Origin of the sequence: Bradyrhizobium sp. SZCCHNS1022 (genome assembly GCF_032484835.1) — a bacterium.
Lineage (GTDB): Bacteria > Pseudomonadota > Alphaproteobacteria > Rhizobiales > Xanthobacteraceae > Bradyrhizobium.
Genome location: NZ_JAUETT010000009.1, coordinates 79610 through 105973, shown reverse-complemented (window position 1 = coordinate 105973; position 26364 = coordinate 79610). Strand labels below are relative to the sequence as shown.

At 65.4% G+C, this 26364-nt stretch carries 27 protein-coding genes; 13 read left to right on the top strand and 14 right to left on the bottom strand.

What is annotated here, in order from left to right:
• Positions 1-26: 26 nt before the first annotated feature.
• Entirely contained in the window at positions 27-191 is a 165-nt protein-coding gene (locus QX071_RS33745; RefSeq protein WP_315707361.1) for a Flp family type IVb pilin, read from the bottom strand.
• 242 nt (positions 192-433) lie between these two features.
• Here QX071_RS33745 and QX071_RS33740 point away from each other — a divergent pair, with 242 nt between their 5' ends.
• Together QX071_RS33740 and QX071_RS33735 are read left to right on the top strand one after the other, a co-directional pair.
• Positions 434-1975, top strand: coding sequence for a thymidine phosphorylase family protein (locus tag QX071_RS33740; RefSeq protein WP_315707360.1), 1542 nt, complete (start codon positions 434-436; stop codon positions 1973-1975).
• A gap of 28 nt (positions 1976-2003) precedes the next feature.
• Positions 2004-3599: an MBL fold metallo-hydrolase gene (locus QX071_RS33735; protein ID WP_315707359.1), complete on the top strand. Its 1596-nt coding sequence runs from the start codon at positions 2004-2006 to the stop codon at positions 3597-3599.
• Positions 3600-3638: 39 nt separating this feature from the next.
• Here the strand turns inward: QX071_RS33735 and QX071_RS33730 are convergent, their stop codons facing one another.
• From QX071_RS33730 to QX071_RS33715, 4 genes are all read right to left on the bottom strand, one after another.
• Positions 3639-3893 carry a hypothetical protein gene (locus QX071_RS33730; protein ID WP_315707358.1) on the bottom strand — a complete coding sequence of 85 codons (255 nt, stop codon included), beginning with the start codon at positions 3891-3893 and terminating at the stop codon, positions 3639-3641.
• Positions 3890-4090, bottom strand: a complete 201-nt coding sequence (locus QX071_RS33725; protein WP_315707357.1) for a hypothetical protein — start codon at positions 4088-4090, stop codon at positions 3890-3892. Before QX071_RS33725 ends, QX071_RS33730 begins: the two co-directional genes overlap by 4 nt.
• 68 nt (positions 4091-4158) lie before the next feature.
• Positions 4159-5745 carry an MDR family MFS transporter gene (locus QX071_RS33720; RefSeq protein ID WP_315707356.1) on the bottom strand — a complete coding sequence of 529 codons (1587 nt, stop codon included), beginning with the start codon at positions 5743-5745 and terminating at the stop codon, positions 4159-4161.
• Between the two features lie 179 nt (positions 5746-5924).
• The gene (locus QX071_RS33715; protein WP_315707355.1) at positions 5925-6440 is read right to left on the bottom strand and encodes a YcgN family cysteine cluster protein; all 516 of its coding nucleotides are present in this window, start codon (positions 6438-6440) and stop codon (positions 5925-5927) included.
• Positions 6441-6723: 283 nt separating this feature from the next.
• On the opposite strand from QX071_RS33715, the gene QX071_RS33710 reads away from it, so the two are divergent.
• The 5 genes from QX071_RS33710 (at position 6724) to QX071_RS33690 (ending at position 12394) form a co-directional block, all read left to right on the top strand.
• Positions 6724-9006 carry a PBP1A family penicillin-binding protein gene (locus tag QX071_RS33710; protein ID WP_315727850.1) on the top strand — a complete coding sequence of 761 codons (2283 nt, stop codon included), beginning with the start codon at positions 6724-6726 and terminating at the stop codon, positions 9004-9006.
• A gap of 13 nt (positions 9007-9019) precedes the next feature.
• Positions 9020-9598, top strand: a complete 579-nt coding sequence (locus QX071_RS33705) for a DUF1214 domain-containing protein (protein WP_315707190.1) — start codon at positions 9020-9022, stop codon at positions 9596-9598.
• Positions 9595-10179: a DUF1254 domain-containing protein gene (locus QX071_RS33700; RefSeq protein WP_315707194.1), complete on the top strand. Its 585-nt coding sequence runs from the start codon at positions 9595-9597 to the stop codon at positions 10177-10179. Before QX071_RS33705 ends, QX071_RS33700 begins: the two co-directional genes overlap by 4 nt.
• Before the next feature lie 113 nt (positions 10180-10292).
• Positions 10293-10793, top strand: a complete 501-nt coding sequence (locus QX071_RS33695; protein ID WP_315707193.1) for a CYTH domain-containing protein — start codon at positions 10293-10295, stop codon at positions 10791-10793.
• Positions 10794-10903: 110 nt separating this feature from the next.
• The gene (locus QX071_RS33690; RefSeq protein ID WP_315707189.1) at positions 10904-12394 is read left to right on the top strand and encodes an acetyl-CoA hydrolase/transferase family protein; all 1491 of its coding nucleotides are present in this window, start codon (positions 10904-10906) and stop codon (positions 12392-12394) included.
• 135 nt (positions 12395-12529) lie between these two features.
• On the opposite strand, the gene QX071_RS33685 is transcribed toward QX071_RS33690, so the two are convergent.
• Together QX071_RS33685 and QX071_RS33680 are read right to left on the bottom strand one after the other, a co-directional pair.
• A complete protein-coding gene (locus QX071_RS33685) occupies positions 12530-13291 on the bottom strand; it encodes a hypothetical protein (protein ID WP_315707188.1) in 762 nt (253 codons plus the stop codon).
• A gap of 18 nt (positions 13292-13309) precedes the next feature.
• Positions 13310-13504: a hypothetical protein gene (locus QX071_RS33680; RefSeq protein WP_315707187.1), complete on the bottom strand. Its 195-nt coding sequence runs from the start codon at positions 13502-13504 to the stop codon at positions 13310-13312.
• A 409-nt stretch (positions 13505-13913) separates the two neighbouring features.
• Between QX071_RS33680 and QX071_RS33675 the strand changes: the two genes are divergently transcribed.
• Positions 13914-14876: a DUF2336 domain-containing protein gene (locus QX071_RS33675; protein WP_315707186.1), complete on the top strand. Its 963-nt coding sequence runs from the start codon at positions 13914-13916 to the stop codon at positions 14874-14876.
• A 565-nt stretch (positions 14877-15441) separates the two neighbouring features.
• Here the strand turns inward: QX071_RS33675 and QX071_RS33670 are convergent.
• A complete protein-coding gene (locus QX071_RS33670; RefSeq protein WP_315707185.1) occupies positions 15442-17097 on the bottom strand; it encodes a fumarate hydratase in 1656 nt (551 codons plus the stop codon).
• 116 nt (positions 17098-17213) lie between these two features.
• Here QX071_RS33670 and QX071_RS33665 point away from each other — a divergent pair, with 116 nt between their 5' ends.
• The 3 genes from QX071_RS33665 to QX071_RS33655 all read left to right on the top strand — a co-directional run bounded on the left by QX071_RS33665 (position 17214) and on the right by QX071_RS33655 (position 19058).
• Positions 17214-17894 carry an alpha/beta hydrolase gene (locus QX071_RS33665; RefSeq protein WP_315707184.1) on the top strand — a complete coding sequence of 227 codons (681 nt, stop codon included), beginning with the start codon at positions 17214-17216 and terminating at the stop codon, positions 17892-17894.
• A gap of 154 nt (positions 17895-18048) precedes the next feature.
• Positions 18049-18522 (top strand): hypothetical protein, encoded by a 474-nt coding sequence (locus QX071_RS33660; protein ID WP_315707183.1) that lies wholly within the window; start codon positions 18049-18051, stop codon positions 18520-18522.
• 101 nt (positions 18523-18623) lie between these two features.
• Positions 18624-19058: an EF-hand domain-containing protein gene (locus QX071_RS33655; RefSeq protein WP_315707182.1), complete on the top strand. Its 435-nt coding sequence runs from the start codon at positions 18624-18626 to the stop codon at positions 19056-19058.
• Between the two features lie 9 nt (positions 19059-19067).
• Here QX071_RS33655 and QX071_RS33650 read toward each other — a convergent pair whose 3' ends face one another.
• Positions 19068-19937, bottom strand: coding sequence for an FAD:protein FMN transferase (locus tag QX071_RS33650; RefSeq protein ID WP_315727840.1), 870 nt, complete (start codon positions 19935-19937; stop codon positions 19068-19070).
• Between the two features lie 295 nt (positions 19938-20232).
• Between QX071_RS33650 and QX071_RS33645 the strand changes: the two genes are divergently transcribed.
• Positions 20233-20442 carry a hypothetical protein gene (locus QX071_RS33645; RefSeq protein WP_315707180.1) on the top strand — a complete coding sequence of 70 codons (210 nt, stop codon included), beginning with the start codon at positions 20233-20235 and terminating at the stop codon, positions 20440-20442.
• A gap of 33 nt (positions 20443-20475) precedes the next feature.
• On the opposite strand, the gene QX071_RS33640 is transcribed toward QX071_RS33645, so the two are convergent.
• Positions 20476-20916: an SRPBCC domain-containing protein gene (locus QX071_RS33640; RefSeq protein ID WP_315707179.1), complete on the bottom strand. Its 441-nt coding sequence runs from the start codon at positions 20914-20916 to the stop codon at positions 20476-20478.
• Entirely contained in the window at positions 20916-21242 is a 327-nt protein-coding gene (locus QX071_RS33635; RefSeq protein ID WP_315707178.1) for a metalloregulator ArsR/SmtB family transcription factor, read from the bottom strand. The genes QX071_RS33640 and QX071_RS33635 overlap by 1 nt, the downstream gene beginning before the upstream one ends.
• Before the next feature lie 97 nt (positions 21243-21339).
• Between QX071_RS33635 and QX071_RS33630 the strand changes: the two genes are divergently transcribed.
• Complete coding sequence (locus QX071_RS33630; RefSeq protein ID WP_315707177.1) at positions 21340-21696, top strand: GFA family protein; 357 nt, start codon at positions 21340-21342, stop codon at positions 21694-21696.
• A gap of 50 nt (positions 21697-21746) precedes the next feature.
• Here QX071_RS33630 and QX071_RS33625 read toward each other — a convergent pair whose 3' ends face one another.
• The 3 genes from QX071_RS33625 to cckA all read right to left on the bottom strand — a co-directional run bounded on the left by QX071_RS33625 (position 21747) and on the right by cckA (position 26239).
• Positions 21747-22451 carry a glutathione S-transferase gene (locus tag QX071_RS33625; protein ID WP_315707176.1) on the bottom strand — a complete coding sequence of 235 codons (705 nt, stop codon included), beginning with the start codon at positions 22449-22451 and terminating at the stop codon, positions 21747-21749.
• A gap of 117 nt (positions 22452-22568) precedes the next feature.
• On the bottom strand, positions 22569-23513 hold the full coding sequence (locus QX071_RS33620) for a Tim44 domain-containing protein (protein WP_315707192.1): 945 nt from the start codon (positions 23511-23513) through the stop codon (positions 22569-22571).
• Positions 23514-23653: 140 nt separating this feature from the next.
• Positions 23654-26239, bottom strand: coding sequence for a cell cycle histidine kinase CckA (gene cckA, locus QX071_RS33615; protein ID WP_315707175.1), 2586 nt, complete (start codon positions 26237-26239; stop codon positions 23654-23656).
• Between the last annotated feature and the right edge of the window lie 125 nt (positions 26240-26364).

Sequence of the window (26364 nt, the reverse complement as noted above, 5' to 3'; positions counted from 1 at the left end):
TCCTCTCGCCGCGAGTCGCCGGACCCTTACTTGAGCGAGCTGTTGACCGAGGAGAACTTGCCGCTCAGCGTCGTGCCCATGCCGTTGACGGCGGCCAGAATGACGATGCTGAGCATCCCAGCAATGATCGCATACTCGATCGAAGTGGCAGCGGCCCGATCCTCGAAGAACTTCGCAATCATCTCGCGCATGCCAGGCTCCGGTCGGCGGGTCAAAATCGTCTTACGTCATTCTGGGACGTACAAATGAAGGGGCTTCGAGTCGATGGACCCTCGGAGATCGGGTTGAAAAATAGGTTAATTCGATCGAATAGACCGGCCAATATTGCCAAGATTCCGCGACATCCGCACGCCGATCGCACCTGCATGATCTGGGTCAAAGGCGTCTCGAACCAGTGGCTTATGGATGACGTTCCCGATCCAATTTGTGGCCCATGACCGCTCCCGATACCTCACGCCCGCAGCTCCGCATCCGAAGCGTCGCCCTGGATACGGGGCGCGAAAACGTCGTGGTGATTTCACGCCGGTCCAGGGCGCTGCGGCCCGAGGTCTTCCGCGGCTTCAGCCGCGTCGAGCTGCGCTGCAATTCGCGCGTCCTGCTCGCCACGCTCCTGATCACGGACGATGACGGCCTGGTCGGGCCCGACGAAATCGGCCTGTCCGAACCAGCGCTGCGCCGCTTTGCCGAGCCGGTCGGCACCCTCGCGAGCGTTTCGCCCGCTACACCTCCCGAGAGCCTGGAAGCCGTCCGCGCCAAGATCCGCGGTGAGACCTTCAGCGACAAGGCCATTGCCTCCGTCATTGAGGACCTCTGCCATTACCGCTACTCGGACATGGAGATCGCAGCCTTCCTGATCGGCTCCGCGAGCTTCATGACCTCGGGCGAACTGCTGGCATTGACCGGCGCCATGGCCAGCGCCGGCACGCAGCTGAAATGGAACGCGCCCATCGTCGTCGACAAGCATTGCATCGGCGGCATTCCGGGCAACCGCACATCGATGGTCGTGGTGCCGATCGTCGCCGCCCATGGCCTCCCGATCCCGAAGACATCATCGCGGGCGATCACATCGCCGGCCGGGACCGCCGACACGATGGAAGTGCTTGCACGGGTCAATGTCAGCGCCGAGGAAATGAAATCGATCGTCGCCGCCTGCAACGGCTGCCTGATCTGGGGCGGTCACGTGAACCTGTCGCCGGCGGATGACATCCTGATCTCGGTCGAGCGTCCGCTTAGCCTGGACACCCGCGAGCAGATGGTCGCCTCGATCATGTCCAAGAAGCTTGCCGCCGGCTCCACGCATCTGTTGGTCGACCTGCCGGTCGGGCCGACCGCCAAGCTGACCAGCGGCGCGGAGGCGATGCGGCTGCGCAAGCTGTTCGAGTTCGTCGGGGGCCGCTTCGGCATCGCGGTCGAGGTGATCACGACCGATGGCCGCCAGCCGATCGGCAACGGGATCGGTCCGGTGTTGGAGGCGAGAGACGTGATGGCGGTCCTCGCCAATGACCCGGCGGCGCCGGCCGATCTGCGCGAGAAGTCGCTGCGGCTGGCCGCGCATCTGCTCGAATACGACCCGCAATTGCGCGGCGGCGCCGGCTACGGTCGCGCGCGCGACCTGCTCGACAGCGGCGCGGCCATGAAGCAGATGCAGAAGATCATCGACGCGCAGGGGCCGCCGGAATGCCAGAGCCGGCTCGGCGATCTTGCCTTCGACGTCAAGGCCGAGCGCGACGGCGTCATCAGCGCGATCGATTGCCTGCAGCTCAACCGGCTGGCGCGCACGGCCGGCGCCCCGATCAACAAGGGAGCCGGCATCCGCCTGTTCAAGAAGATCGGCGACAGTGTCCAGCAGGGCGAGCCGCTTTATCGCGTGTTCACCTGCGATCCCTCGGAGCATGATCTCGCCGCCGCGGCGGCCAAGGCGGCCGACGGCTATACGCTGGGTCCGTCGCCGTTCCTCGACGGCGGCACACGGTGATGGCGAGCGACGATTCGGAGCGCAAATTATGAGCGTCACATTGCGGTTTTGCGGCGCGGCGCACACCGTGACCGGCGCCTGCTATCTCCTGCAAACGGATGCCGGTCGTTTTCTCGTCGATTGCGGCCTGTTCCAGGGCCAGAAAACGCTCAAGGAGTTGAACTACGGCGACTTCCCGTTCCGTCCATCCGACATCGACGCCGTGCTGCTGACGCACGCCCATATCGACCACAGCGGCCTGGTCCCGAAGCTGGTGAAGGACGGCTTCCGCGGACGCATCCTCGCGACGCGCGGCACCATCGATCTCTGCTCCTACATGCTGCCGGACGCCGGCAACATTCAGGAACAGGAGGTGCTCGCACTCAACCGCCGCAACGCCGCGCGCGGCCGTCCCGAGGTGAGCCCGATCTATACCCAGGCCGACGCGGTGGCTGCGATGCGCGCCTTCCAAGCGGTCGACTATGAAAGCTGGACCGACGTCATCCCCGGTGTGCGAGCCCGCTACTGGAATGCCGGCCACCTGCTCGGCTCCGCCTCGATCGAGATCGAGATTGCGGGTGAAGGCGCTGAGGGCTCACCGCTACGGCTGCTCGTGTCAGGCGACATCGGCCCCGATGCCAAGCTGCTGCAGCCCGATCCGCAGGCGCCGGCGGGGTTCGACTACGTCCTCTCGGAATCCACCTATGGCGACCGCACCCGCGAGCGCACGACGCCGGAGCTGCGGCGCGAGCGGCTCGCCGCGGAGGTGCGCGACGCCGCGGCGGCGAAGGGCGCGCTGCTGATCCCGGCCTTCGCGGTCGAGCGCACCCAGGAGCTGATCGTCGATCTCGTCGCGCTCATGGACAGCGGCGCGATCGCGCCGGCTCCGATCTTCCTGGACTCGCCGCTGGCGATCCGTGCCACCGAGGTGTTCCGGCAGCATGCCGCAAGCCTCGACAGCAGCATCGATGTCAGCCGCCTGCTCTCCTCGCCGCATCTGCGCTTCACCGAGACGGTCGACGAAAGCAAGGCGATCGCGAAACTCACCGGCTTCCACATCATCATCGCCGCAAGCGGCATGTGCGATGCGGGCCGCATCCGTCATCACCTGAAGCGCTGGCTCTGGAACAGCCATGCCACCGTGCTCCTGGTCGGCTATCAGGCGCGCGGCACGCTCGGCCGCTTCCTGCAGGACGGCGTCAAGGCGGTACGCATCCAGGGCGAGGAGATCAGGGTCGCCGCGCGCATCCGCATGCTGGACGACTATTCCGGTCATGCGGACAGCGCCGAGGTCGCGCGCTGGATCGCGGCGCGCCGTCCCATCGGCCGCGGCCTGTTCCTGGTCCATGGCGAAGACGCCGCGATTTCCGGGCTCGCGGCGCGTGTGGCCGAGCGGATCCTTCCCTCGGCGAAACTGTTCGAGCCGCTGCTCGACGACGTCTATGAGCTCACAACCGCGGTGCCGATGCCGCTCGACGTCGCCCACCGCCGCCGGCTCGCGCCGGAGGCGGTCACCCGGCTGGACTGGCACAACGACATGTCGGAGCTCATGCTCGACATCAACGCGCGCATCGAGCAGGCCGCCGACGACCGCGCCCGCGGCATCATCGTCCGACGGCTGCGGCGGGCGCTGGAAGGCACCTAATCTTCATCAGGGGTGGTGGCGGTGAAAGCCAATTGGCAGTCAGCCAATCAGCCTGTCGTAGGCGGCATGCGAGCCGATCCAGAACCAGAGCAATCCGTCCTCGACTTCGACTGCGGGCGCCCGGTACTGCAGACCGACACGGACTGACCAGTAGTTACCGACCTTCTTGAGATGCAGGGAGGGATGGCGCGGATCACGTTTGAGGAGGTCGAAATTCTCATCAGCAAGCCGTCGAACTGCTGACGGCAGCGCCTCATACGCCGCCCAGAACCTCTGGGAGGCGCGGTGTTTCACAAGTCCCGGGAGCGGCCAGCGCGGTGCTCCGCAAGCGCGTCCGCCGCCAACGCATCAAGTCTGCCGGCACGGGCGTCGCGCTCGATCCTGGCATCAAAGTTGCGCGCCTCAAACGCCTCAAACCACGCCCGAAATCGTACGAGCTCAGCAGGAGCGAGCTGTTCCACGGCCTTTTCGATCTCTTCAGCGGTTGTCATGCCACATCGATACCACGCAACACCGTGTCAGAGAAGCCCGGCAGCCGCTCGCTGAGCCTGCGCCCCCGCTACTCCGCCATCTCGATGGCCTCCGGCCGCGCGGCTGGCCCGGCGAGCGGCCGCTCTTCCATCAGGATCATGCAGACAGCGGCACAGCCCAGCATGGCAGTGGCCGCACCGAAGACGAAGCGGAAGGCGTGGACCATGTCGGCTTCCGCGATGCCGCTGACCGAGCCGCTCGCGCCCTCGGCCAGCGAGACATCCGCGCCCAACACCGTCAACAGGATGGCGCCGAAGGCCGCCACGGTGAAGGAGCACATCATGGCGCGGAAGAAGTTCATTCCGCCCGTGATGGTGCCGATCTGCGAACGCGGCACCGCATTCTGCAGCGACACGACGCAGATCGGAAACGGCGTGCCGAGGCCGATGCCGAACACCGAGAGCAGCAGCAGCAGCATCCAGAGCGATGGGGTCGTGAGCGTCATGACGGCAGCCGCCACGGTCGCGACCAGGGTGCCGAAGATCGCGACGCGCTTATAATGCTTGACCCGCGCCATGGTGCGGCCGGCAACGGCCGCGCCCAGCGTGGAGATCGCCGCCAGCGGAATGAGCCCGAGCCCGGCTTCGCTGGCGGACAGGTGGTAGACCACTTCGTAATAGAGCGGAAGGTACACCGTGAGCCCGATCATGGCACCGAGCGCGCAGCCGCTCGTCAACAGGCCGTAAGGCACGACCGTGCCGCCGATCAGGGACAAGGGAAGGAACGGCTCGGCCGCGCGGCGCGCATGCCAGACGAAGACGAGCGCCAGCGCCACCGCGGTGCCGATCATGGCCAGGAGGGTCGGCGACAGCCAGGCGAGCTTATGGCCGCCCCAGGTGAGGACCAGCATGAACACCACGGCGGACCCCATCAGCAACAGGCCGCCGGCCCAATCCACCTTACGCATGCGGTGATAGACGGGGATCCGCGCCATGTTCGGCAGCAGCAGCGCGAGCGCCCCGATCGCAAGCGGCAGATTGATCCAGAAGATCATCGACCAGTGCAGGTGGTCGGCGAAGAAGCCGCCGATCACCGGCCCGAGCAGGCCGGCCACCATCCAGACGCTGCTGAAATAGGCCTGGTACTGGCCGCGCTCGCGCGGGCTGACCACGTCCGAAATGACCGTCTGCACCACCGGCATGATGCCGCCGCCACCGAGCCCCTGCAGGCCGCGGGCAAGGATCAGGACCGGCATGCTCGGCGCCAGCGCACAGACCACGGAACCCGCGATGAACAAAGTGAGCGAAGTGATGATCATGGCGCGGCGGCCATAGATATCGCTCAAGGTGCCGAACACCGGGGCCACCGCAGTGGACGCCAGGAGGTAGGCGGTGATGACCCAGGACAGGTTGGCGACGTCCTGGAACTCGCGGCCGATGGTCGGCAGCGCCGTGGCCACGATGGTCTGGTCGAGCGCGGCCAGGAACATCGTGAGCAGCAGGCTCATGATGATGGTGCGAACCTCGGCCCGGGTCAGCGGCGCCTGTGGCGCGATCGACGGCGCGTCCTCGATCGCCTGCATCTGCGGCGGCAACGCCGGCAATTCGGCGGCGATCTCTTCGGGCACGGAAGTGGCGGCGGCAGGATAGCGGCTCTGCCGTTCAAACTTGTTCATGGGAATAATGTTGTCCGGCGCGCGATGGGCACCGCGAAGATTCGCTGAGCAGCCAATCATCTAAGGGATAAGTTTCCCTCGCGGCAGCGGCTCTTGCGCATGGCCGCATGCCTGCACCGGGCAGCGGGTCGCGGCGATGTGAGTTGCTGCGAGCGCGAAGTGAGCGGCCCCTCTGCGCGCTATTTGGTGGGCCGGCGCTTCAGCCTGGCACGCTTGGGCAGCAGCACCGGCCACTGCACGATGTGGTCCTCGAGCTCGTCGACGGGGACGTTGTCCTCGCTGCCTTCGACCCGGCCGCGCACGGACACGCCGGCCTCATGTACCGTCTGAGCATCCCCGGAGATCAGCGGGTGCCACCAATAGAGATCGCGCCCTTCGGCCGCCAAGCGGTAGCCGCAGCTCGGCGGCAGCCAGGTAATGGTGCGAACATTCTCAGGTGTCAGACGAACGCAATCCGGTACCATTTCGGAACGATTTTCATAATTTTTGCAGGCACATAGGCCGGCATCCAGAAGCTTGCAGGCAATGTGGGTGAAATAGATCCTGCCGGTGTCCTCGTCCTCCAGCTTCTCCAGGCAGCAACGTCCGCAGCCATCGCACAGGCTCTCCCATTCGGCCTCGGACATCTCCTCCAAGGTCTTGGTTTTCCAGAAAGATCCTTCCTGGCCGGAGGGACGTTTGAGCGGTGCGGTCATTTTTGGGTCCGGGTCACAGATGGCCGGCATCTAGGGGTGCGCGGCAGGCCGGCGCAAGGGCCACATCGCGGTTCCATGAGACCAGATGAGGCTTGCCCCATCAATTTGTGAGCATCACCATTGGTTTGTGCCCCCCGCTCGGCTAGATAAGACACCGAGTCATGCCCGGCGCAACCGAAGCGCCATGGGTTTGCCGCAACAGTCCCGCAAGACCATCCGATGGCCCAGCCGGTGGTCGAGCGCATCTTGCAGCTGATCGGCTTTCGTAGAGACCAGGTTTTCCGTGCGCCAGATCATCCCACCAGAGTGGAAGACGAAATTCCGGCATCTGCTGCTGGATTGGGACGCGCGGATCGACTCCACCCTATTCTCGTCCGGCCGCGGCGTCCGCGAGCTCTACGAGCGCTATTCCGCCTTCATGGACCGCTTCTATGTCGGTGGCTGGAAGCGCTGGGTGTTCGTCGAGCCGCTGTCGGAGGCCGCCACCATCGGGCTCGGCGGCCTCGTCCTGCTGCTGGCGCTTGCGATCCCGGCCTTCCGCGAGACCGCGGACGAGGATTGGCTGAAGAAGTCCGACCTCGCCGTCACCTTCCTCGACCGCTACGGCAACCCGATCGGCAGCCGCGGAATCAAGCATAATGATTCGATCCCGCTGGAAGACTTTCCGGACAATCTGATCAAGGCGACGCTCGCCACCGAGGACCGCCGCTTCTACGATCATTTCGGCATCGACGTCGCCGGCACCATCCGCGCGCTGGTCACCAACGCCCAGGCCGGCGGCGTGCGCCAGGGCGGCTCCTCGATCACCCAGCAGCTCGCCAAGAACCTGTTCCTGTCGAACGAGCGCACCATCGAGCGCAAGATCAACGAGGCGTTCCTGGCGATCTGGCTGGAGACCCGGCTCACCAAGAACGAGATCCTGAAGCTCTATCTGGACCGCGCCTATATGGGCGGCGGCACCTTCGGCGTCGACGGCGCGGCGCATTTCTACTTCAACAAGTCGGTGCGCGACATCAACCTCGCGGAAGCGGCGATGCTGGCCGGCCTGTTCAAGGCGCCGACCAAATTCGCCCCCCACATCAACCTGCCGGCCGCCCGCGCCCGCGCCAACCAGGTGCTCGACAACCTCGTCGATGCCGGCTTCATGACCGAGGGCCAGGTGTTCGGCGCCCGCCGCAACCCGGCCTTCGCGGTCGATCGCCGCGACGAAAGCTCGCCAAACTACTTCCTCGACTACGCCTTCGACGAGATGCATAAGCTGGTCGACACGTTCCCGAAATCCTACATCGAGCGCGTGTTCGTCGTCCGCACCTCGATCGACATGAACGTCCAGCACGCCGCGGACGAGGCGATCGAGAACCAGCTGCGCCAGTTCGGCCGCGACTATCACGCGACGCAAGCGGCGACCGTGGTCGCCGATCTCGACGGCGGCGTCCGCGCCATGGTCGGCGGCCGCGACTACGGCGCCAGCCAGTTCAATCGCGCGGTCGACGCCTATCGGCAGCCGGGATCGTCCTTCAAGCCTTACGTCTACACGACGGCGCTGCTCAACGGCTACAAGCCGACCTCGACCATCGTCGACGGGCCGGTCTGCATCGGCAATTGGTGCCCGCAGAACTATGGTCACTCCTACTCCGGCACGGTGACGCTGACCCAGGCGATCACGCGCTCGATCAACGTCGTGCCGGTGAAGCTGTCGATCGCGCTCGGCGGCAAGCAGGGACCCAAGGCCGGCCGGGCCAAGATCATCGAGGTGGCGCGCCGTTTCGGCATCAAGGCGCCGCTGCCGGATACGCCGTCGCTGCCGATCGGCTCCGACGAGGTCACCGTGCTCGAGCACGCGGTCGCCTACGCCACGTTCCCGAACCGGGGCAAGGCGGTGACGCCGCATTCGATCCTCGAAGTGCGCACCGGTACCGGCGATCTGGTCTGGCGCTGGGACCGCGACGGGCCGAAGCCGCGCCAGGCGATTCCGGCTTCCATCGCCGCCGACATGGCGGGCATGATGAGCCACGTGGTCAGCGAGGGCACCGCGCGGCGCGCCGCGCTGGACGGCATTCCGACCGCCGGCAAGACCGGCACCACCAACGCCTATCGCGATGCCTGGTTCGTCGGCTACACCGGCAACTTCACCTGCGCCGTCTGGTACGGCAACGACGATTATTCGCCGACCAACCGCATGACCGGCGGCTCGCTGCCGGCGCAGACCTGGCACGACATCATGACGGTCGCGCATGAGGGCGTCGAGATCAAGGAACTGCCCGGCGTCGGCATGGGCGAGAAGCTGCCGCGCGAAGGTGCGGCGCAGGCCATGGCGTCGGCCGGCGCGCCGAAGGCGCCCGAAATCAAGCCGGGTCCGCCGCCGGTCCTGACCCGGCGCGGCGCCGAGATCCTGGTACAGGTCGAGAAAATGCTCGACGACGCCGCCCGAACCGCGGACAAGGCTGCCCCTAGCGACGGCCCGAAGCCGGCCAAGCCGGTGTCGTCAAGCGCGCTCGCCTTCCCGGAAAATTATGCCGCGGCGGCGCCTTCCGGCGACGCCGACCCTGCTTTGCGCAAAAACTGACTTTAGCGATCCCGTGCGGCTGCTCCTCATCACCTTGCTGGCTCTTCTGATCGCTACCGGCGTCGGCATCGGCGCGACCTGGATGACGACGACGCGCGGCACCGAGTTCAACACGCTGACGATCGGCAGTTGGACCGCCCGCCCCAAGACCGGCACCGCCGACATCGACCCCTATGCGCGCGCCACCATCACGCGGAACGGCGAGCTGCCGATCGGCACCGGCGACGGCATCGCCTTCTCCGCAACGACCGACGACAAGAAGAAGCCGCTCGACGGCCGCTGCGATATCCTCGTCTCCGGCGTCACGCCGCCGGCGCGGTTCTGGACTCTGACGCTCTATGACCGGAAGGGCCATCTCGTCGCCAATGCGCTGCAACGCTATGGCTTCACCAGCCAGGAGATCGTGCGCGCCGCCGACGGCTCGTTCGAGATCCACATCGCCTCGCGCTCGCGCTCCGGGAACTGGCTGCCGACCGGCGGCATCGAGCGCTATGCGCTGATGCTGCGGCTCTACGACACGCCCGTCGGGGTCGCGACGCGCACCCAGCGCGACGCGCCGATGCCCTCGATCAGAACAGTGGGGTGCCCGTGATCCGGCTGCTGTTCACCATCATCGTCGGCGTGCTGCTCGGCGGCGTCGTGCATCTGGTCAGCGTATTGGCGCTGCCGCGGATTGCGACCCAGGACGCCTATTCGCGGCTGACGCCGATGACCGCGCTCAACGCGGTGACGCCGTTGCCGCTCGCCGATCCCAACACCTCGCCGATGCCGTTCATGGATCCGGCATTTGCGGTCGCCGTCTGCCGCTACGATCTCGCTGACGGCCCGCTCAACCTGACGGTGCCGGTGAGCCAAGCCTATACGTCGGTGTCGTTCTACACGCGCAACGAGATCGCCTATTATGCGATCAACGACCGCTCCGCGGGCAAACGCGTCATCGAGCTCGACCTGATGACCGAGGCGCAGCACGGCGACCTGCCGGAGGACGAGGAGATCACCGCGGCCGACCGGCTGATCATCGATTCGCCGACGCCGACCGGCCTGATCGTGTTGAAAGCGCTGGCGCCGGAGCCCGGACTGATGCCGCAGGCCCAGGCCTCGCTCGCGGCGGCCAAATGCGGCATCCAGAGCGAGCCGCCGGCGAAGGTCGAAAAGCCGCGCGGCAAGCGTTGATCTCCCGGTGGAAGCTTCAAGAGCCGGCTCTTCACCCATTGTTGCATAGTGGCTTGCTGCGGTAAGCTGATATGACGTATCAGCGACATCAGCGCATCGCCCCTCATCTGCTCATGCCGGTCGAAATCGAACGAAAGTTTCTCGTCAAGAACGACTCCTGGCGGGACCAGGCGACCCATAGCGAACGATTGCGGGACGGCCTCGTCGCCCGTGAGCACGATCTGAAGGTTCGCATCCGCTGTTACGGGGATCGCACCACGCTGTGCGTGAAAGGCGGCCGTCAGGGGATCTCGCGCGAAGAATTCGAGTATGAGATTCCGCGCGAGCATGCCGCGGCGATCTTTGCCCATTGCGGCGGCCGCATCCTGGAAAAGACCCGCTACTACGTGCCCGGCCAGAGTGGAATCTGGCAGGTCGACGTCTATCAGGACGTTCTCGACGGCGTCGTGATTGCCGAGATCGAGCTGCCGAGCGAATCCGCAACCGTTCACCTGCCCGACTGGGTCGGCGAGGAGATCACCGGCAATCCGCGCTACAGCAAGAGCAACCTGCTGGCGGAAGGCCCGCGCGCCCTGCGCGCCATTGTCCGCCAACCGTCCCTGGCAGGGGCGTGACCCGCCGACGTCCGTAATTTGATGCGGGTCAAATCAGAGGGTTGATGCGGGCCCTAAACAGCCTCGCTGTTATGGCCGCGGACAGCGGCATCGGGAGGAGTGTTGGCATAATGAATTCATCACTGGTGATGTCGCAGGCGCTGCGCGCAAAGTTGATGTCCGCAGACGACGCGGCCGCGCTGGTCCCGGCGGGCGCCAATGTCGGCATGAGCGGCTTCACCGGCTCAGGCTATCCGAAGGCGGTGCCGCAGGCGCTGGCGCGGCGTATCGAAGTGGCGCATGGCCGCGGCGAGCCGTTTCGCATCAGCGTGTGGACCGGCGCCTCGACCGCGCCCGAGCTCGACGGCGCGCTCGCCAAGGCCAACGGCATCGAGCTGCGCCTGCCCTACCAGTCAGATCCGACCACGCGCGAGCGCATCAATGCCGGCAGCATGGAATATCTCGACATCCATCTCAGCCATGTCGCACAGTTCGCCTGGTTCGGCTTCCTCGGCCATCTCGATGTCGCCGTCATCGAATGCGCCGGCATCCTGCCGGATGGACGCCTGATCCCCTCGACCTCGATCGGCAACAACAAGACCTGGCTCGACCAGGCCGACAAGGTCATCCTAGAGGTCAATTCCTGGATGAACCCGGCGCTGCTCGGCATGCATGACATCTATTACGGCACGCGTCTGCCGCCGGACCGCAAGCCGATTCCGATCCTGGCCCCCGGCGACCGCATCGGCGAGACCACCTATCGCTGCAATCCCGACAAGGTCATTGCGATCGTCGAAACCAACGCGCCGGACCGCAACACGACATTTGCGGCGCCCGATGCGACCTCCAAGGCGATCGCCGGCCATATCCTGGAATTCTTCGAGCTCGAGGTGCGGCAGGGACGACTGCCACGCAACCTGCTGCCACTGCAGTCGGGTGTCGGCAATGTCGCCAACGCCGTGATGGCCGGCCTTGACGACGGCCCCTTCCCGCATCTGACGGCTTATACCGAGGTGCTGCAGGACGGCATGCTGAACCTGATCCGCTCCGGCCGCATGGACCTCGCCTCCGCGACCGCGCTGTCGCTCAGCTCCGAAGCCGCGCTCGAATTCAATCGCGAGATCGAATTCCTGCGCGACCGCATCGTGCTGCGGCCGCAGGAAATCTCCAATCATCCGGAGGTGATCCGCCGGCTCGGCGTCATCGCCATGAACGGGCTGATCGAGGCCGACATCTACGGCAACGTCAATTCGACCCATGTGCGCGGCACGGCGATCATGAACGGCATCGGCGGTTCCGGCGACTTCGCCCGCAACGGCTATCTGTCGATCTTCATGACGCCGTCGACGGCGAAGAACGGCACGCTGTCCTGCATCGTGCCGATGGTCACCCATGTCGACCACACCGAGCACGACGTACAGATCCTGGTGACCGAACAGGGCCTCGCCGATCTGCGCGGCCTGTCACCGAAGCAGCGCGCGCGCATCATCATCGACAAGACCGCGCATCCGTCGTTCCGCCCTGCCCTCGCCGATTATTTCGAGCGCGCCTGCCGGCTGTCGCCCGGCAAGCACACGCCGCATCTGCTCGAGGAGGCGTTCAACGTCATTCGGCCCAGCTAAAGAGCGTCGCCCTTGGCGATCTCGTCATTGCGAGGAGCGTAGCGACGAAGCAATCCAGATTTCCTTGGTGGCTCTGGATTGCTTCGTCGCTTCGCTCGCAATGACGGCGGAACACTGTTCCTTATTCCGACTGCATTAGCCTCGCGTCGTCAGCGGACGCTGAATCAGCGGTCGCGCGGCGACCGGCGGGTTTGCGGTCTGTGCCGCGAGTTCGCCGATCAGGCGGTCGGCATCGGCGGCCATTCCGTCGGGCGCCTGCAGCACCAGGCGTTCCAGCGCCCAACGATAGGACGAGACGCGCTGCTCCAGGCTGAGCTGCACCCATTGCACGATCAGCGAATTCTCCTGCATCCGCGCCACCGCATCGGCCTTCTCCCGCGGCGACAGCTCGGCCATGTAGCGCATGCTGGCGTCACGCTTGCGGTCGAGATCGATGACGCGAATCGCGGACGCAAAGAACGGCTCGAAGCGCGTGATGTCGTCGCGGACGTCGTCGATCAGCTGCGCATAGCGCGAGGCGTGCGAGCGGTGCGGCTCGTCGATCAAGGCCCGGCCATAGGCGGTGCGGTCGAACACCACCTTCTGCCGCCACGGCGAGGCTGAGGGCTGGTAGTCACCGAACACGCTCTTCCAGGCGGGGCGGGAATGCGGCGGCTCGATCAGAGGATAAGCGAGATCGCGGAGCTGGCGCTCATTGTCCGTCAGCTGGAACTGAGACGGAGCGACGCCGACGCTGGCGGTGGCTTCCGCTCCGATCCATTTGTGCATGTCGTCATTGCGGAAATCGGCACGGGTCCGGCCGAAATCGCCGCCGCTGCAGGCGGCGAGCGTGCTGCCGGCGGCCAGAAGCGTGACAGCCGGCACGACGCGCCGGACCAGAACCAAGATGTCCGGCATTCCAATTCTCATGATCTCTTACCGACGGCGACGGCGGCGAGTCGGGGCTGCGCCTTCGCGCGGTCCACGATCGTCGTTAGGCTCCGAGGTTTGGCGCTCGATCCGCACAACGGGGAGAATCAGGATCTTCCCCATGCCCTGCTGCGGCGCGCCCGTCGCGGCGGACCGCGCGCGACGCGCGGCGTCAGCCGGAAATTCGATGATGGTCGCCATGTACTTCTCTCTTGCCCCGAAGTTCGTGACCTTGCATCCCCCCATGCATGAACTTCAAAGGCAGAGGGGCACACGCAAACCGACAAACCGATGCCGCATGTCGACTGACACGTTGCGAGACGAGATCGCGCGGCACTCAAGACTTGCAGAGAACCGGCGGCGATCATCGCCGCCAATTGCTCCTCGAACGAATGTGATTAAGATCAGGACGTGGTTAACGGCATCTTAACCGGCAGCTCGGGGAGCTGACGCATCGCTGCGGATCGCAGCCAAGCGTTGCGCCTTTGTCTCACCGCGAGACTTGCACCGGGAAATTTCGGCCGATCTTCACGAATTATTTTCCTTAACGGCCTATTAAAACAACTGGGGATAATTTGACGCAACAATTGCCGAAGTTGCGTACCCCGACATGACGAGATCATCGCTTTTCCTGGGCCTTGATGGGCTGATGACGTTGTCCCGCCGCGACGGGGTCGACATCCGACCCACGCTCTTGCGCGTGTTGACCGATCTCTATGTGCAGGCGAGCGCGCATTCCGCAGACGAGGAACGGCAATTCATCGAGCTCGCCTCGCGACTGATCGACGAGGTCGATGATGCGACCCGCGCCGCGGTGTGCGCGCGCCTTGCGATCTATCCGTCGACGCCGACCGAGATCCTGCGCAAGCTCGGACTGCGTCCGACCCGCGAGAACGAGGCGCTGCCGCAGGCCGCGCCGATTCCGGCATCCATGCTGCCGAGACCTGCGGTCGAGCCTCGCATCGTCGAGCCCTCTCCGACCGGCCTGTCGATGCAGCCGAAGGATGCCGCCGAGCTCTGCGAGATGTTTTTCGGCGCCAGCGCCAGCGAGCGCACCGCCATCCTGCAGAGTCTGGCCGATACGCCGCTCAAGCCGGCCATGAGGATTCCCGAACATCGCGCAAATCGGGCGATCGAAGCGCTGGAGATGGCGGCCTTCGTTTCCGACGTGGAGAATTTCACGGCCGAGCTCGGCGAGAGCCTGCTGCTCTCGGGCCGGATCGCGGCCCAGATCGTCGACGATGCCACGGGCGAACCGCTGGCATGTGCAGCCAAAGCGTTGGGCATGCCGAGCGCGGCGTTCCAGCGCGTGCTGTTGTTTCTGAAGCCGGAGCTCGGCCAGTCCGTCCAGACTGTCTTCAGGCTGTCGCGCCTCTATGAGCGGCTGAGCGAGCGTGCGGCACTGATCATGCTCGCTGCATGGCGCGGCTCCGCCCTCGCCGCAGCGGCGCGGTCCAAGCATCGTCCCACGCTCTACGACGACGAGCGGCAGCGTACCCGCGGCGGCGCGGCGCGACCGCAGGCAGGCACGGCGCCCACCGTGCGCACCGGCACCGATGGGTACAAGCGCTGAGCACAGGTCTCGCAGCTTATTCGCCCCCTGCTGGAAAGGGGCATCGTCATTCGGAGGGCCAGTGACTGTGCCCTCTCCCCTTGCGGGAGAGGGCAGCACCGGCGCCAACGTCATGTTCGCTTGGGTGAGGGGTTCGTCTCCACGAGTTCGACCGTCTCTGCAGAGGCAGACCCCTCACCCGGCATGATCGCGCTTCGCCTGATCATGCCACCCTGCCCACAAGGCAGAGCGATCGCATATGGGGAAAAAACTTGGCCGGCGATCTCTCTCGCGGCCGTCCTTCGAGACGCTCGCCTCCGGCGAGTTCCTCAGGACGAGGGCTTGTTTTGCGGCAAAATGACAGACCTCCATGGTGAGGAGCGCCGCTTGCGGCGCGTCTCTAACCATGAGGCCCCGTCCGGTTTGGGGCCATATGCGGTCGCCCTCTCCCACAGGCAGAGAGGGTGCACCGCTGTCATGGCAAGCGACTCGATGCTTCACGAGAGACGCAATCACATGTTCTCTTCGCCAAACGAAAACGGCCGGGATCGCTCCCGGCCGTTGTCTGTTCGAAACTCAGAGAACCTCAACCGAGGTTGAGCTCCTTGAAGAAGTCGTTGCCCTTGTCATCGATGATGATGAAGGCCGGGAAGTCGACGACCTCGATGCGCCAGATCGCTTCCATGCCGAGCTCGGGATATTCGACCACCTCGACTTTCTTGATGCAGTGCTCGGCGAGGTTCGCCGCCGCACCGCCGATCGAGCCGAGATAGAAGCCGCCATACTTCTTGCACGCCTCGCGAACCGCCGGCGCGCGGTTGCCCTTGGCGACCATCACCATCGAGCCGCCAGCCGCCTGGAACTGATCGACGAAGGAGTCCATGCGGCCCGCTGTGGTCGGGCCGAACGCGCCCGAGGCGTAACCTTCCGGCGTCTTGGCCGGACCGGCGTAATACACCGGGTGGTTCTTGAAGTAGTCCGGCAGCGGCTCGCCTTTGTCGAGCCGCTCGCGCAGCTTGGCATGCGCGGCGTCGCGCGCGACGATCATGGTGCCGGTCAGCGACAGCCTGGTCTTGATCGGATGCTTCGACAAGGTCGCGAGGATATCCTTCATCGGCTGATTGAGGTCGATCTTGACCACCTCGCCGCCGAGCGCCTGCTCGACCTCGGGGAGATATTGCGCCGGATGATGCTCGAGTTCTTCCAGATAGACGCCGTCCTTGGTGATCTTGCCGAGCACCTGTCGGTCGGCCGAGCACGACACGCCGAGACCGATCGGCAAGCTCGCGCCGTGACGCGGCATGCGGATCACGCGCACGTCGTGGCAGAAATACTTGCCGCCGAACTGTGCGCCGACGCCGAGGCTTTGCGTCATCTTGTGGATTTCCCGCTCCATCTCGAGATCGCGGAAGGCGTTGCCGTCAGCCGAGCCGTGGGTCGGCAACGCGTCGAGATAGCGTGCCGAAGCAAGCTTCACCGTCTTCATGCAGAGCTCGGCCGAGGTGCCGCCAATCACGATGGCGAGGTGATAAGGCGGGCACGCCGCGGTGCCGAGGGTGAGGATCTTCTCCTTCAGGAAGGCGAGCAGACGGTCCTTGGTCAGCACCGACGGGGTCGCCTGGAACAGGAAGCTCTTGTTGGCCGAGCCGCCGCCCTTGGCCATGAACATGAACTTGTAGGCGTCGTCGCCTTCGGCGTAGATCTCGGTCTGCGCCGGCATGTTGTTGGCGGTGTTCTTCTCTTCATACATCGACAGCGGCGCGACCTGCGAATAGCGCAGGTTCCGGCGCAAATAAGCGTCGCGCGCCCCCTCCGACAGCGCCGCCTCGTCGTCACCGTCGGTGATGACGTTGCAGCCCTTCTTGCCCATGATGATCGCCGTGCCGGTATCCTGGCACATCGGCAGGACGCCACCGGCGGCGATGTTGGCGTTCTTCAGGAAATCGAGCGCGACGAACTTGTCGTTGGAGCTGGCCTCGGGATCGTCGAGGATCGCGCGCAGCTGCTTCAGATGTCCGGGGCGCAGGTAATGATTGATCTCGCCGAAGGCCGCTTCCGACAGCGCTCGCAACGCCTCGCGCGACACGACCAGCATGTCGCGGCCGAGCACCTTCTCGACCCGCACGCCTTCGCTGGTGATCTTCTTGTAGGGCGTGGTGTCGGCCCCGAGCGGAAACAGCGGCGTATGCTTGTAGGGCGGGACGGGCTTGGACTGGTCGGGGAAAGCGGTGGGCGCGTTCATGGGAAGCTCGTGGGGTTCTAAAGATGGCCGCCCAAAGCGGTCTTGACAGGCCTGATAGACTACCCCCTCGAGCAAGCGCAATACATCTCTCCGCATGGCCGGTCAGGAGGATCGCAATGGCCACTTTCGTCCTCATTCCCGGCGGTTGGCGCGGCGGCTGGTGGTATGCGCCGCTGGCCGCGCGGCTTCGCGCCGCCGGCCATGCCGCCTATGCGGTCACCTTGAGCGGGCTGGAGGAGACGCCCGCCTCCCCCTCCCCCATCAATCTGGAGACCCATATCGCCGACGTAGTGGCGCTATTGTCGGTCGAAGACCTTTCCGATGTCGTTCTCTGCGCGCACAGCTATGGCGGCATGGTCGCGACGGGAGTCGCGGACCGCGCGCCCGAGCGACTCGCAGCCCTGATCTATCTCGATGCATTCGCTCCCGAGCATGGTCAGGCCTGGTGGGATCTCGCCGGCGACGGCTATCGCGAATTGGCGATCGCGGGCGCCGGCCACGACGGGCTGACCGTCATGCCGCGCGACGGGGTCGATCCTCGTTGCCGGCCGCATCCGCTCGGCACTTTTGTGCAGAGGCTGCGCCTCACCCGCCAACCGCCGGAGCTTCCTCGCGTCTTCGTTTATGCCTCCGGCTGGAGCGCCACACCGTTTGCTGCACAATATGAGCGCCTGCGCAACGATCCCGCCTGGGAGGTGCGCGTCATCCATTGTGCCCATGATCTTGTGCAGCACGCCCCGGATGAGACGTTCAAAATTCTGAGCGACACGGCCCGCGAGGTGACCACGGCAGGATGAGGTCAGCTTGCCTCCCGCCTGCAGGCCGCAAGCGCCGCATCACCTGCATGCTCGCGGATCCTGTCTGCCACACTCGCCGCCATCCTTCGCTCACAGCGGCCGCGATGCTTGCATGATCCGCACGTGCGCGCTTCAATGCGCGGGGGTATTCATAATGATGTTGAAGACGATTTTGCGTGCGACCGTATGTTGCGTTCTTTCGGTATTTGCAGCCGTGCTCGCGGCCTCGCCCGCGCGCGCCGACCGTTGTGACGATCTCGCCAAGGAGCTGAAGAATCAGATCGACGGCTTGCGGATCGGCCAGACCGTCGCCGGCACCGTTTACCTCGCCCATCCCAAAGCCCGCGAGATCACGCTCGGCTGTTCGGCCAAGAATTTCAGTGGCCAGCTGTTCGCAAAGTCAGACCGCAAACCGCCGCCGGCTTTCATCGACTTGACTGCGGGCGCCGCCGCGATCGTCTTCACACTGCCGAAGGACGACATGCAACGCGGGATCAGGCGCTGCTTCGGCCGCCTGGGGCTGTTCCGCGGCGATGACGTCACCAGCCGCTATCGCCGGCTCGACATGCGCTGCGTCAGGACGAAGACCGAGTCGACGATCACGATCACGCGCAGCAAGGATCAATAGCCGCGCCGGGTTTTCCCCCCATGGTAAACGGTGTGTTTACCGGCCCTGCTACATGGTGACGCAGGAAGACGGCCAACGGCGGCCGCTCTGGGGGACAATCCATGGACATTTCGGGAATTGGCGCCGCGAACGGCTTGCATGCGATGTCGGGCGCCAGCAGCAGCGGCCCTCCGCGGGAGAAGATGGCGAGCCTGTTCGACTCGATCGACACCTCCGGCTCCGGCAGCATTACCCAGAGCCAATTCGATCAGGCCTTCCAGACCAAGAATCCACCAGCCGTGTTCCAGAACCAGGGCGCGGATGCGATCTTTGCGACGCTGGATCCCAGCGGCTCCGGCAGCGTGTCGCGGCAAGACTTCGTTAGCGGCATGTCGCAGTTGATGTCCTCGCTGCGGGCCGACAACGCCGGGCAGTCGGGCACGGCAAGCTCGTCGCAGGCCTCGCTGGCCGCGAGCCTGCAGTCGCTCAGCCAGATCGATCCGTCCTCGGTGCCTACCAACGCCGCGCCCGGCACGCTGGTCGATCAGATCGCGTGAGATCGCAGTTCACTGAGCCAGCAACGGCTCGGTCCCACTGCAGCGGCCCTCGGCGTCCACCACGATGTGACGCACGCCGAGGCCCTGCAACCACGCGATGCCATCACGCCCCTTGAGCATCGCCATGGTCGCCAGGCTTCCAGCCACCAGGCAGCGCGGCGCGAGGACGGTCACGGACGACAATCCCTGCGCCGGCCAGCCGGAACGGGGGTCGAGGATGTGGCAGTAGCGCATGCCGTCGACCTCCACGAAGCGCTCGTAATCGCCGCTGGTCGCCAGCGCTCCCTCAGCCAACGGAATCTCGGCCAAGACTGCGGCAGCGTCGCGCGGATGACGTATGCCGATCCGCCACGCATCGCCGCTCCTCTGCGGGCCGATCACGCGGATGTCGCCGCCGAGATCAACGAACGCGCCCGCCGCTCCCATCTCGCTGCAGATCTCGGCGGCACGGTCGCAGGCATATTCCTTGCCGAGACCACCGAAATCCAACTCGAGGCCCTCCTGCGCAAAGGACAGGCGGCCATCGCCCAAGGTGACCTTGTCCAGGCCGATCAACGGCAGCAACGCTGCAACGGCACTCGCCTCCGGCAAGCGGCCTTGCGTAAAATCCCAGGCACGCCGGAGCACGCCCGAGGTGATGTCGAAGGCGCCTGCGCTGGCGCGATGGCAGCCCTGGGCGAAGGCGATCAGGCCGGCGGTCTCAACATTGACATCGACCGTATCGCCGACGGCCGCGGCCTGATTGATCCGGGCAAGCTCGCTATCCGCGCGGTAGCGCGAATAGCGCGCTTCGATCCTGCGGATTTCCGCCTCCGCGGCGAGCGCGATCGCAGCAGCCCCGGTATCGGCCTCGATGTGAATGGCGCAGGCGGATGCCATCGCCTGAAATCGGTGAACCACAGGGGTCATCGGCTCGCATGGATCGACAGAGTGAGTCGCTGCATTATACCGGCCGGGCCGGCTGCGCAGTCATGCGTGCGCGACGAACTGCCCTGACGCGAGCTTCGGCAGGGCAGCGGGCCGCAACGGCGCCTGGATCTTTCTGTGACCGGGTCAGGCACCCGTTCACCATTGCGGCTGCCACCGCCAGTTGCAGACAATTCGACCGATCGGATTGACGAAACGTTCGTTTGACGCTGGCCACGCTTGGCGCGAGCAAGCGAGGATCTGGACCATGTCCGTATCGACCCTATCACCATCCTCGTCGCCACCGCAGTCGTCGGTGTCGGCCGAGGCGAACAAGCCGCAGACCCAACAGACGGAGGGGACGCAGACTGCGGCCTCGCGGGCGGAGAAGACCGGCGACCAACACGAAGCTGAGAAGCAGGCCTCCCGCCCACCACTGCCGCCGGGACAGGGCACCCGGGTCGACATCCTCGCCTGATCCGCAGCGCCGGACCAGGGACGAGGCTGGCGCTCATGTGTCAGCCGCAGCACGCGCGATGGCGTCCATGACCCGGCCCCAGCCCGGGCTCATCATCTCAAAGGCGAATTTGTTGCCGGGGAATTCGAAGCCATCGTGGACCAGGCGCAGATGCGTGCCGCCCTCGACCGGCGTCAGGGTCCAGGTCACCTCGCTGTCCAGCCGCGAACCATAAGCCGGATTCGAATCCGAGCCGCCCTGCCACGCGTAGCGCAACAATCGCGGCGGCTCGCAGGCGAGCACCTCGCATTGCACAACACCATCCCAATCACCCATCGGCTTGGTGCGAAAAGTGAAGCGGTGGCCGACCACGGCAGCGAAATCGTTCGGCATCAGCCATTTTGCGATCAGTTCGCTGGTCGTCAACACGCGCCAGATCCTATCTGGCGCATACGGCAGCACCTTCTCGACCACGATCGCCTGGGTTTGCCGCATCACTCGCCTTCCTTCAGCAGTTTCTCAAGCTTTTCAAAGCGTTCGCGCCAGAACGTGCGGTAGTGATCGAGCCAGCCGACAAGCGGATCAAGCCCATGCGGCGCGACCCGATAGTGAACGTAGCGACCTTCGCGGCGCTCCGTCACCAGTCCGGCGTCGCGCAGCGCCTTCAGATGGTGCGAGATTGCCGGCTGCGAGACCTCTGATCCCTCCACCAGCCCCGTGGCCGCCACCTCGCCCTCGCGCGCGATCCGCTCGAACACGGCCCGCCGCGTGGGGTCGGCAAGACTCTTCATCACCATCGTGAGTTCGGCTGCTGCGGTCATGATGAATATATAAATGATTGTTTATATATTGTCAAAGACGCTGCATCCCCCGCTCCGCTTGCGCTATCGTTGCGCCGTTCCATCAGGAGGAGCGGCAATGACCGAAAGGACCTTCACCGGAGGCTGTCACTGCGGACAGGTGCGGTTCGAATGCACGACCGATCTTGCGATGGTCACGGCTTGCAACTGCTCGATCTGCACCAAGAAGGGCCTGCACTTCGCCTTCCTGCCGCCGGCCAAATTCCAACTCCGCGCCGGTGAGGAAAACCTGCGCGAATATCTGTTCAACAGACATCTGATCCGGCATCAGCTCTGCATCGACTGCGGCGTCGACGTGTTCGCACGCGGCCGCAAGCCTGACGGCAGCGAGGTCGTCGCGCTGAATGTGAGCTGCATCGACGGCATCGAGCTCTCAAAGCTTGCAATGACGCCGATCGACGGCCGCAACATGTAGCGCGCGATTCCTCTGCGACGGCGTTCGAACCAGACCGGGGCCGGGCAACCTCAGGCGTCGAGCGCCTTGTAGTGGCGGAAGATGCCGTCCTCGTTGAACGGAATGCGGCGCTCGCTCGCGAGATAGGCCGCGATGTTGGGCCGGGCGGCGACGCGGTCGTGCAGTCCGACCAGGCCGGGGATCTTGCGCTCGAACGCTTTCATCCGCTGCGGAAAGGCATAGCGCAGGCCGTCCACGATCTGAAACAGCGACAGATCGATATAGGCGAGCCGGCGGCCGGTGACGTAAGGCCCCTTGTCCTTCAGGATGTCCTCGAAATAGCCGAGGAATTTCGGCACCCGCTCGTTCCAGAATTCCATGGTGCGCTTCTTGGCCGCCGGGCGCTGATCTTCGTAGTAGAGCGTCGGTCCGAGCGGATGATGGGTGTCGTGAATCTCGACGACGAGATCGGTGATCGTGAGCTGGAGCTGATGCACCCACAGCTGCCCGGCCTCCGCCTTGGGCGCGAGATCAAGCCGGCCGCCCAGATAGAACAGGATGTTGGCGACCTGCCCGATCACGAGCTTGCCGGCTTTCAGAAACGGCGGCGCGAAGGGCGGCGTACCGCTCTTGGCGTCGAGCATCTTGGTCATCGCGGCCATGCCGCCGGGTTCGCGGGCGACGTCGCGATAGTCGGCACCTGCCTCTTCGAGCGCGAGCCGCACATATTCACCGCGGCCCTGGATCATGGGCCAGTAATAGAGCTCGTAGCGCATGGATGAATCCTCGCGGGCGGGACAGGCGCAATAGATTTAGCAGGGGTATTCGTTTTCCCAAAGCAAAGGCGCCGCGGATGGTTCCGCGGCGCCCTGCCATACAGTCTATTCGTAGGATCAGTTGGCCTGCTGGATCGCCGAGAGCTGCCAGCTGCTGCCGGGATGGCGCGAGAAGGTCCAGATCTCCGTCACCTGCTGCGGCTGATCGCCGCCTTCCACGAGCCGTCCGGTCACGCGCTCCACCGTCTTGTCGACCAGCGAGAAGCGCAGCGCCACGGTGGCGTAATCGGTGTCGCCCTCGCGCCAAGCCTCCGCCAGGTCGCCCTGCAGCAGCTTGGTCGCGCTGACCTTGTTGACCACGCCGCGCGCCTGATTCTGCTCGAGGTCGCGCTCGAAATAGGAGGCCATCTCAGGCGTCGTCAGCAGCCGCAGACGGCCGACATCCTCGTTCGACCACGCGGCTTGGATGTCGCCAAGCAGCCGTTCGAAAGCCTCATAGTCGGCCGGCAGGATCTCCAACGGGGGCGTGTTCGCGCCGCCAAAGCCGCCGAACCCCATGCCCGACCGGAAGGTCTGGCCGTCAGGCGCCGGGGTTGCGCCGGCATAGGCCGGTTGGTTGCGCCGCTGCCACCAGGCCATCGCCATCCGCGCCAGGAACACGATCAGCAGGATCTGCAGGACGAGACCCAGGATCGAGCCGAAACCGCTGAGGCCGGAGAACAGGCCGCCACCGAACAGCATCCCGAGCAGGCCGGCGCCGAGGAAGCCCGCGGCGAGACCGCCCAGCATGCCGCCGCCACGGTTGAAGAAGCCGCCTCGCGCCGGCGAATTAAAGCCGCTGCTGCCATTGTAGCCCGGCTGCGTGAGCGTGCGGTTGAAGGGGCTCGCAGTCGATGGCGCCGTCGAGGTCGACGGCGGTGCGGAGAAGGTTCGCGAGCCGCGGGAGCCCGAGCTGAAGCCGCCGCCGACGCGGGCGTCGGCCGCCGAAACGACGAGCACCGTCGGCAGCGCGAGCGAAAGGACCAGGGCCATCGCCTTGAGGAGGCCGCTTTTGCGCTGCATGAAACTCATTTGCATTTTCCTAAATCCCCAGGATGGGGATGCCTGTAACATGGGCAAAGCGGCCGAAAAAAGAAGGCGGCACGACGCCGCGCGGCTGCGGCGTGGGGTCGCGGGGAACCGCCGCTTTCGATTGCGGTATCCTATTGTGGCGGCGCCATGGTTTCCTTCACGGCCGCAACCAGCTGGCTGAGCGTAAACGGCTTTGGCAGGAAGGCGAATTGCTGGTTCTCCGGCAGGCTCTTCTCGAAGGCGTCCTCGGCATAGCCGGAGACGAAGATGATCCTCACCTCGGGATTGCGGTCGCGCATCGCCTTCAGCAAGGTCGGTCCGTCCATCTCCGGCATGACGACGTCGGAGACCACCAGATCGACGTTGCCGTCGCGCTCCTCCAGCGCTTCCATCGCCTCGATGCCGTTGGAGGCTTCGATCACGCTGTAGCCGCGTGAGCGCAGGCCCCGTGCATTGAGCGCGCGCAATCCCTCTTCGTCCTCCACCAAGAGAATCGTCCCCTGGCCGGTGAGGTCGGTCCGCGGCTTGGCCTCAGGCTTGGCATCGGTGGCAGGCGCGTCCTTGCCTGCCGCGCCGTTCGTCGCATGCTGCGGCTCGGCATGCACCTCCTGCTCGGCATGATGGCGCGGCAGGAAGATGTGGAACGAGGTCCCCTTGCCGATCTCGCTATCGACATAGATGAAGCCGCCGGTCTGCTTGATGATCCCATACACCGTGGAGAGGCCGAGCCCGGTGCCCTTGCCGACCTCCTTGGTGGAGAAGAACGGCTCGAAGATCTTCTCCCGAATCTCGGCCGGAATGCCGGTGCCGGTATCGGTGATGTCGATCCGCACATAGTCGGCGACCGGCATGCCCTTATAGTTCGCCTGTGCCGCCTCCTCCGCCGCGACATTGGCGGTGCGCACCGTGAGCTTGCCGCCCTCGGGCATCGCGTCGCGCGCATTGACCGCCAGATTGACGATCACCTGCTCGAACTGGGACACGTCGACCTTGACCGGCCAGAGGTCGCGGCCATGGATCAGGTCGAGCTTCACCTTCTCGCCGATCAGCCGGCGCAGCAGCATGGTGAGGTCGGACAGCGCGTCGCCGAGATCGAGCACCTGCGGACGCAGCGTCTGCCGCCGCGAGAACGCGAGCAGCTGCCGCACCAAGGTGGCGGCGCGCGTTGCGTTCTGCTTGATCTGCATGATGTCCTGGAACGACGGATCGGTCGGCTTGTGCGCGTTCAGCAGGAAGTCGTTGGCCATCATGATGGCCGAGAGCACGTTGTTGAAGTCGTGCGCGATGCCGCCGGCGAGCTGGCCGACCATCTCCATCTTCTGCGACTGGTTGATCTGGTTTTCCAGCGCGCGCCGCTCGGTGGTCTCGAGCATGTAGACAATCGCAGCTTCGGTCTCGCGCTCGGGCTCGTCGACGGCGGTGACGAAGAATTGTCCGAACCGCTCCTTCGGACCGTCCAGCATGACCTCCACCGGAGGAATGTCCGCCTGCCCTTCCGCGGCCTGGTTGATCGCGGCGATCAGCAGATGGCGATCGCGCGGGCTGACGGCCCGGAAGATCGACCGCGCCGCGGCGGCATCGGTGCTCAGGCCCTGCGCCAGCTTGGCGTAGCGGGCATTGGCGCGCACCACGGCGCCGCCGCGATCGACGGTGGCGATCGCCATCGGCGTATGGTCGAAGAACCGCATGAAGCGCACTTCGGCCGCGCGCTCGGGGTCGGAACGCTCGTCGCGGGCGCGGCTGATGACCAGCGTCCGCGACGGTCCCGGAGCGCCGTCGGCGCCGAAAGCGAGCTTGTGATAGAGCCGCGCCGGCACGGTCTTGCCGCCGCGCATCTTCAGGTCGATGTCGAACACCTCGGTCCTGACCTCGCCGGGCACGGCCACGATCGAGGTCAGGAGCGAGGCACCGTCGCCGGAGACGACATCCGAAAGCTTCAGCCCGCCAGAGGCGATCTCGGCGAGATCGTAGTCGAGCCAGTTCGCCAGCGTCGCGTTGACGTAGACCAGGCTTCCTTCCGCATTCACCGAGAAGAAGCCGCACGGCGCATGATCGAGATATTCGATCGCGTGCTGCAGCTCCTGGAACACGTCCTCCTGCCGCTCGCGGTCGCGGGTGATGTCGGCGATCGCCCACACCGCATATTTCGATTCGCGCTTGCCGCGGCTGAGCGGGCGCACGCGCATCCGCAGCCAGCGGCCCTGGCCGCCTTCACCGGAGGCGATGCGAACTTCCTCCTGCTGCCGCTTGCCTTCGCGCGCGGCCTTGAGCAGGCGGAAGACGGCCTCGGACACGTCGGGATTGCCGATAAAAACGCGCTCGACCGGACGCGCCTCCTGCGCGCTGGTGGCGCCGGTCATGGCGAGATAGGCGGCGTTGGCATAGACGACGTGCCCGCGCGGATCGGTCACCGCGAGCCCGTCCGGGGCGAGGTCGGGGACGCGTCCCATCACGGGATCGTCGGTGGTGCGGTCGGCGAAGCGGACGATGCCGGCCGCGAAGGCGAACAGGTTGAACAGCCCGACCGTGGCGAGCAGCGCCAACAGGCCGAGGATATAAGGCTGCGCCTGGGCCCGACCGATCGTCATCAGCACCAGCGCGACCGCGACCAGGCCGCCTGCGACCAGCAGCACCAAAAGGATGCTGCCGCTGCGGCGTGGCCGGTCCGGCAGGTTCACCTGATCCTGTGACGGATCGTTGTCGGGTTGGGCGCTCATGGCAATAGGACGCGACCTGTCGGCAGGGACGTCACGCGCATTGGCGCGGCTCCCGTCCCCACCTGCCTGAATCGGACGCTCAAGCGCAAGCCCGTCAAGCCGATATTCCATGATTTATCCGTATT

Coding starts and splice junctions, on each gene's coding strand:
- QX071_RS33745 (WP_315707361.1), bottom strand. CDS start 191: ATGCGCGAGATGATTGCGAAGTTCTTCGAGGATCGGGCCGCTGCCACT.
- QX071_RS33740 (WP_315707360.1), top strand. CDS start 434: ATGACCGCTCCCGATACCTCACGCCCGCAGCTCCGCATCCGAAGCGTC.
- QX071_RS33735 (WP_315707359.1), top strand. CDS start 2,004: ATGAGCGTCACATTGCGGTTTTGCGGCGCGGCGCACACCGTGACCGGC.
- QX071_RS33725 (WP_315707357.1), bottom strand. CDS start 4,090: ATGACAACCGCTGAAGAGATCGAAAAGGCCGTGGAACAGCTCGCTCCT.
- QX071_RS33720 (WP_315707356.1), bottom strand. CDS start 5,745: ATGAACAAGTTTGAACGGCAGAGCCGCTATCCTGCCGCCGCCACTTCC.
- QX071_RS33715 (WP_315707355.1), bottom strand. CDS start 6,440: ATGACCGCACCGCTCAAACGTCCCTCCGGCCAGGAAGGATCTTTCTGG.
- QX071_RS33695 (WP_315707193.1), top strand. CDS start 10,293: ATGCCGGTCGAAATCGAACGAAAGTTTCTCGTCAAGAACGACTCCTGG.
- QX071_RS33690 (WP_315707189.1), top strand. CDS start 10,904: ATGAATTCATCACTGGTGATGTCGCAGGCGCTGCGCGCAAAGTTGATG.
- QX071_RS33685 (WP_315707188.1), bottom strand. CDS start 13,291: ATGCCGGACATCTTGGTTCTGGTCCGGCGCGTCGTGCCGGCTGTCACG.
- QX071_RS33680 (WP_315707187.1), bottom strand. CDS start 13,504: ATGGCGACCATCATCGAATTTCCGGCTGACGCCGCGCGTCGCGCGCGG.
- QX071_RS33675 (WP_315707186.1), top strand. CDS start 13,914: ATGACGAGATCATCGCTTTTCCTGGGCCTTGATGGGCTGATGACGTTG.
- QX071_RS33670 (WP_315707185.1), bottom strand. CDS start 17,097: ATGAACGCGCCCACCGCTTTCCCCGACCAGTCCAAGCCCGTCCCGCCC.
- QX071_RS33665 (WP_315707184.1), top strand. CDS start 17,214: ATGGCCACTTTCGTCCTCATTCCCGGCGGTTGGCGCGGCGGCTGGTGG.
- QX071_RS33660 (WP_315707183.1), top strand. CDS start 18,049: ATGATGTTGAAGACGATTTTGCGTGCGACCGTATGTTGCGTTCTTTCG.
- QX071_RS33655 (WP_315707182.1), top strand. CDS start 18,624: ATGGACATTTCGGGAATTGGCGCCGCGAACGGCTTGCATGCGATGTCG.
- QX071_RS33650 (WP_315727840.1), bottom strand. CDS start 19,937: ATGGCATCCGCCTGCGCCATTCACATCGAGGCCGATACCGGGGCTGCT.
- QX071_RS33645 (WP_315707180.1), top strand. CDS start 20,233: ATGTCCGTATCGACCCTATCACCATCCTCGTCGCCACCGCAGTCGTCG.
- QX071_RS33640 (WP_315707179.1), bottom strand. CDS start 20,916: ATGCGGCAAACCCAGGCGATCGTGGTCGAGAAGGTGCTGCCGTATGCG.
- QX071_RS33635 (WP_315707178.1), bottom strand. CDS start 21,242: ATGACCGCAGCAGCCGAACTCACGATGGTGATGAAGAGTCTTGCCGAC.
- QX071_RS33630 (WP_315707177.1), top strand. CDS start 21,340: ATGACCGAAAGGACCTTCACCGGAGGCTGTCACTGCGGACAGGTGCGG.
- QX071_RS33625 (WP_315707176.1), bottom strand. CDS start 22,451: ATGCGCTACGAGCTCTATTACTGGCCCATGATCCAGGGCCGCGGTGAA.
- QX071_RS33620 (WP_315707192.1), bottom strand. CDS start 23,513: ATGCAGCGCAAAAGCGGCCTCCTCAAGGCGATGGCCCTGGTCCTTTCG.
- cckA (WP_315707175.1), bottom strand. CDS start 26,239: ATGAGCGCCCAACCCGACAACGATCCGTCACAGGATCAGGTGAACCTG.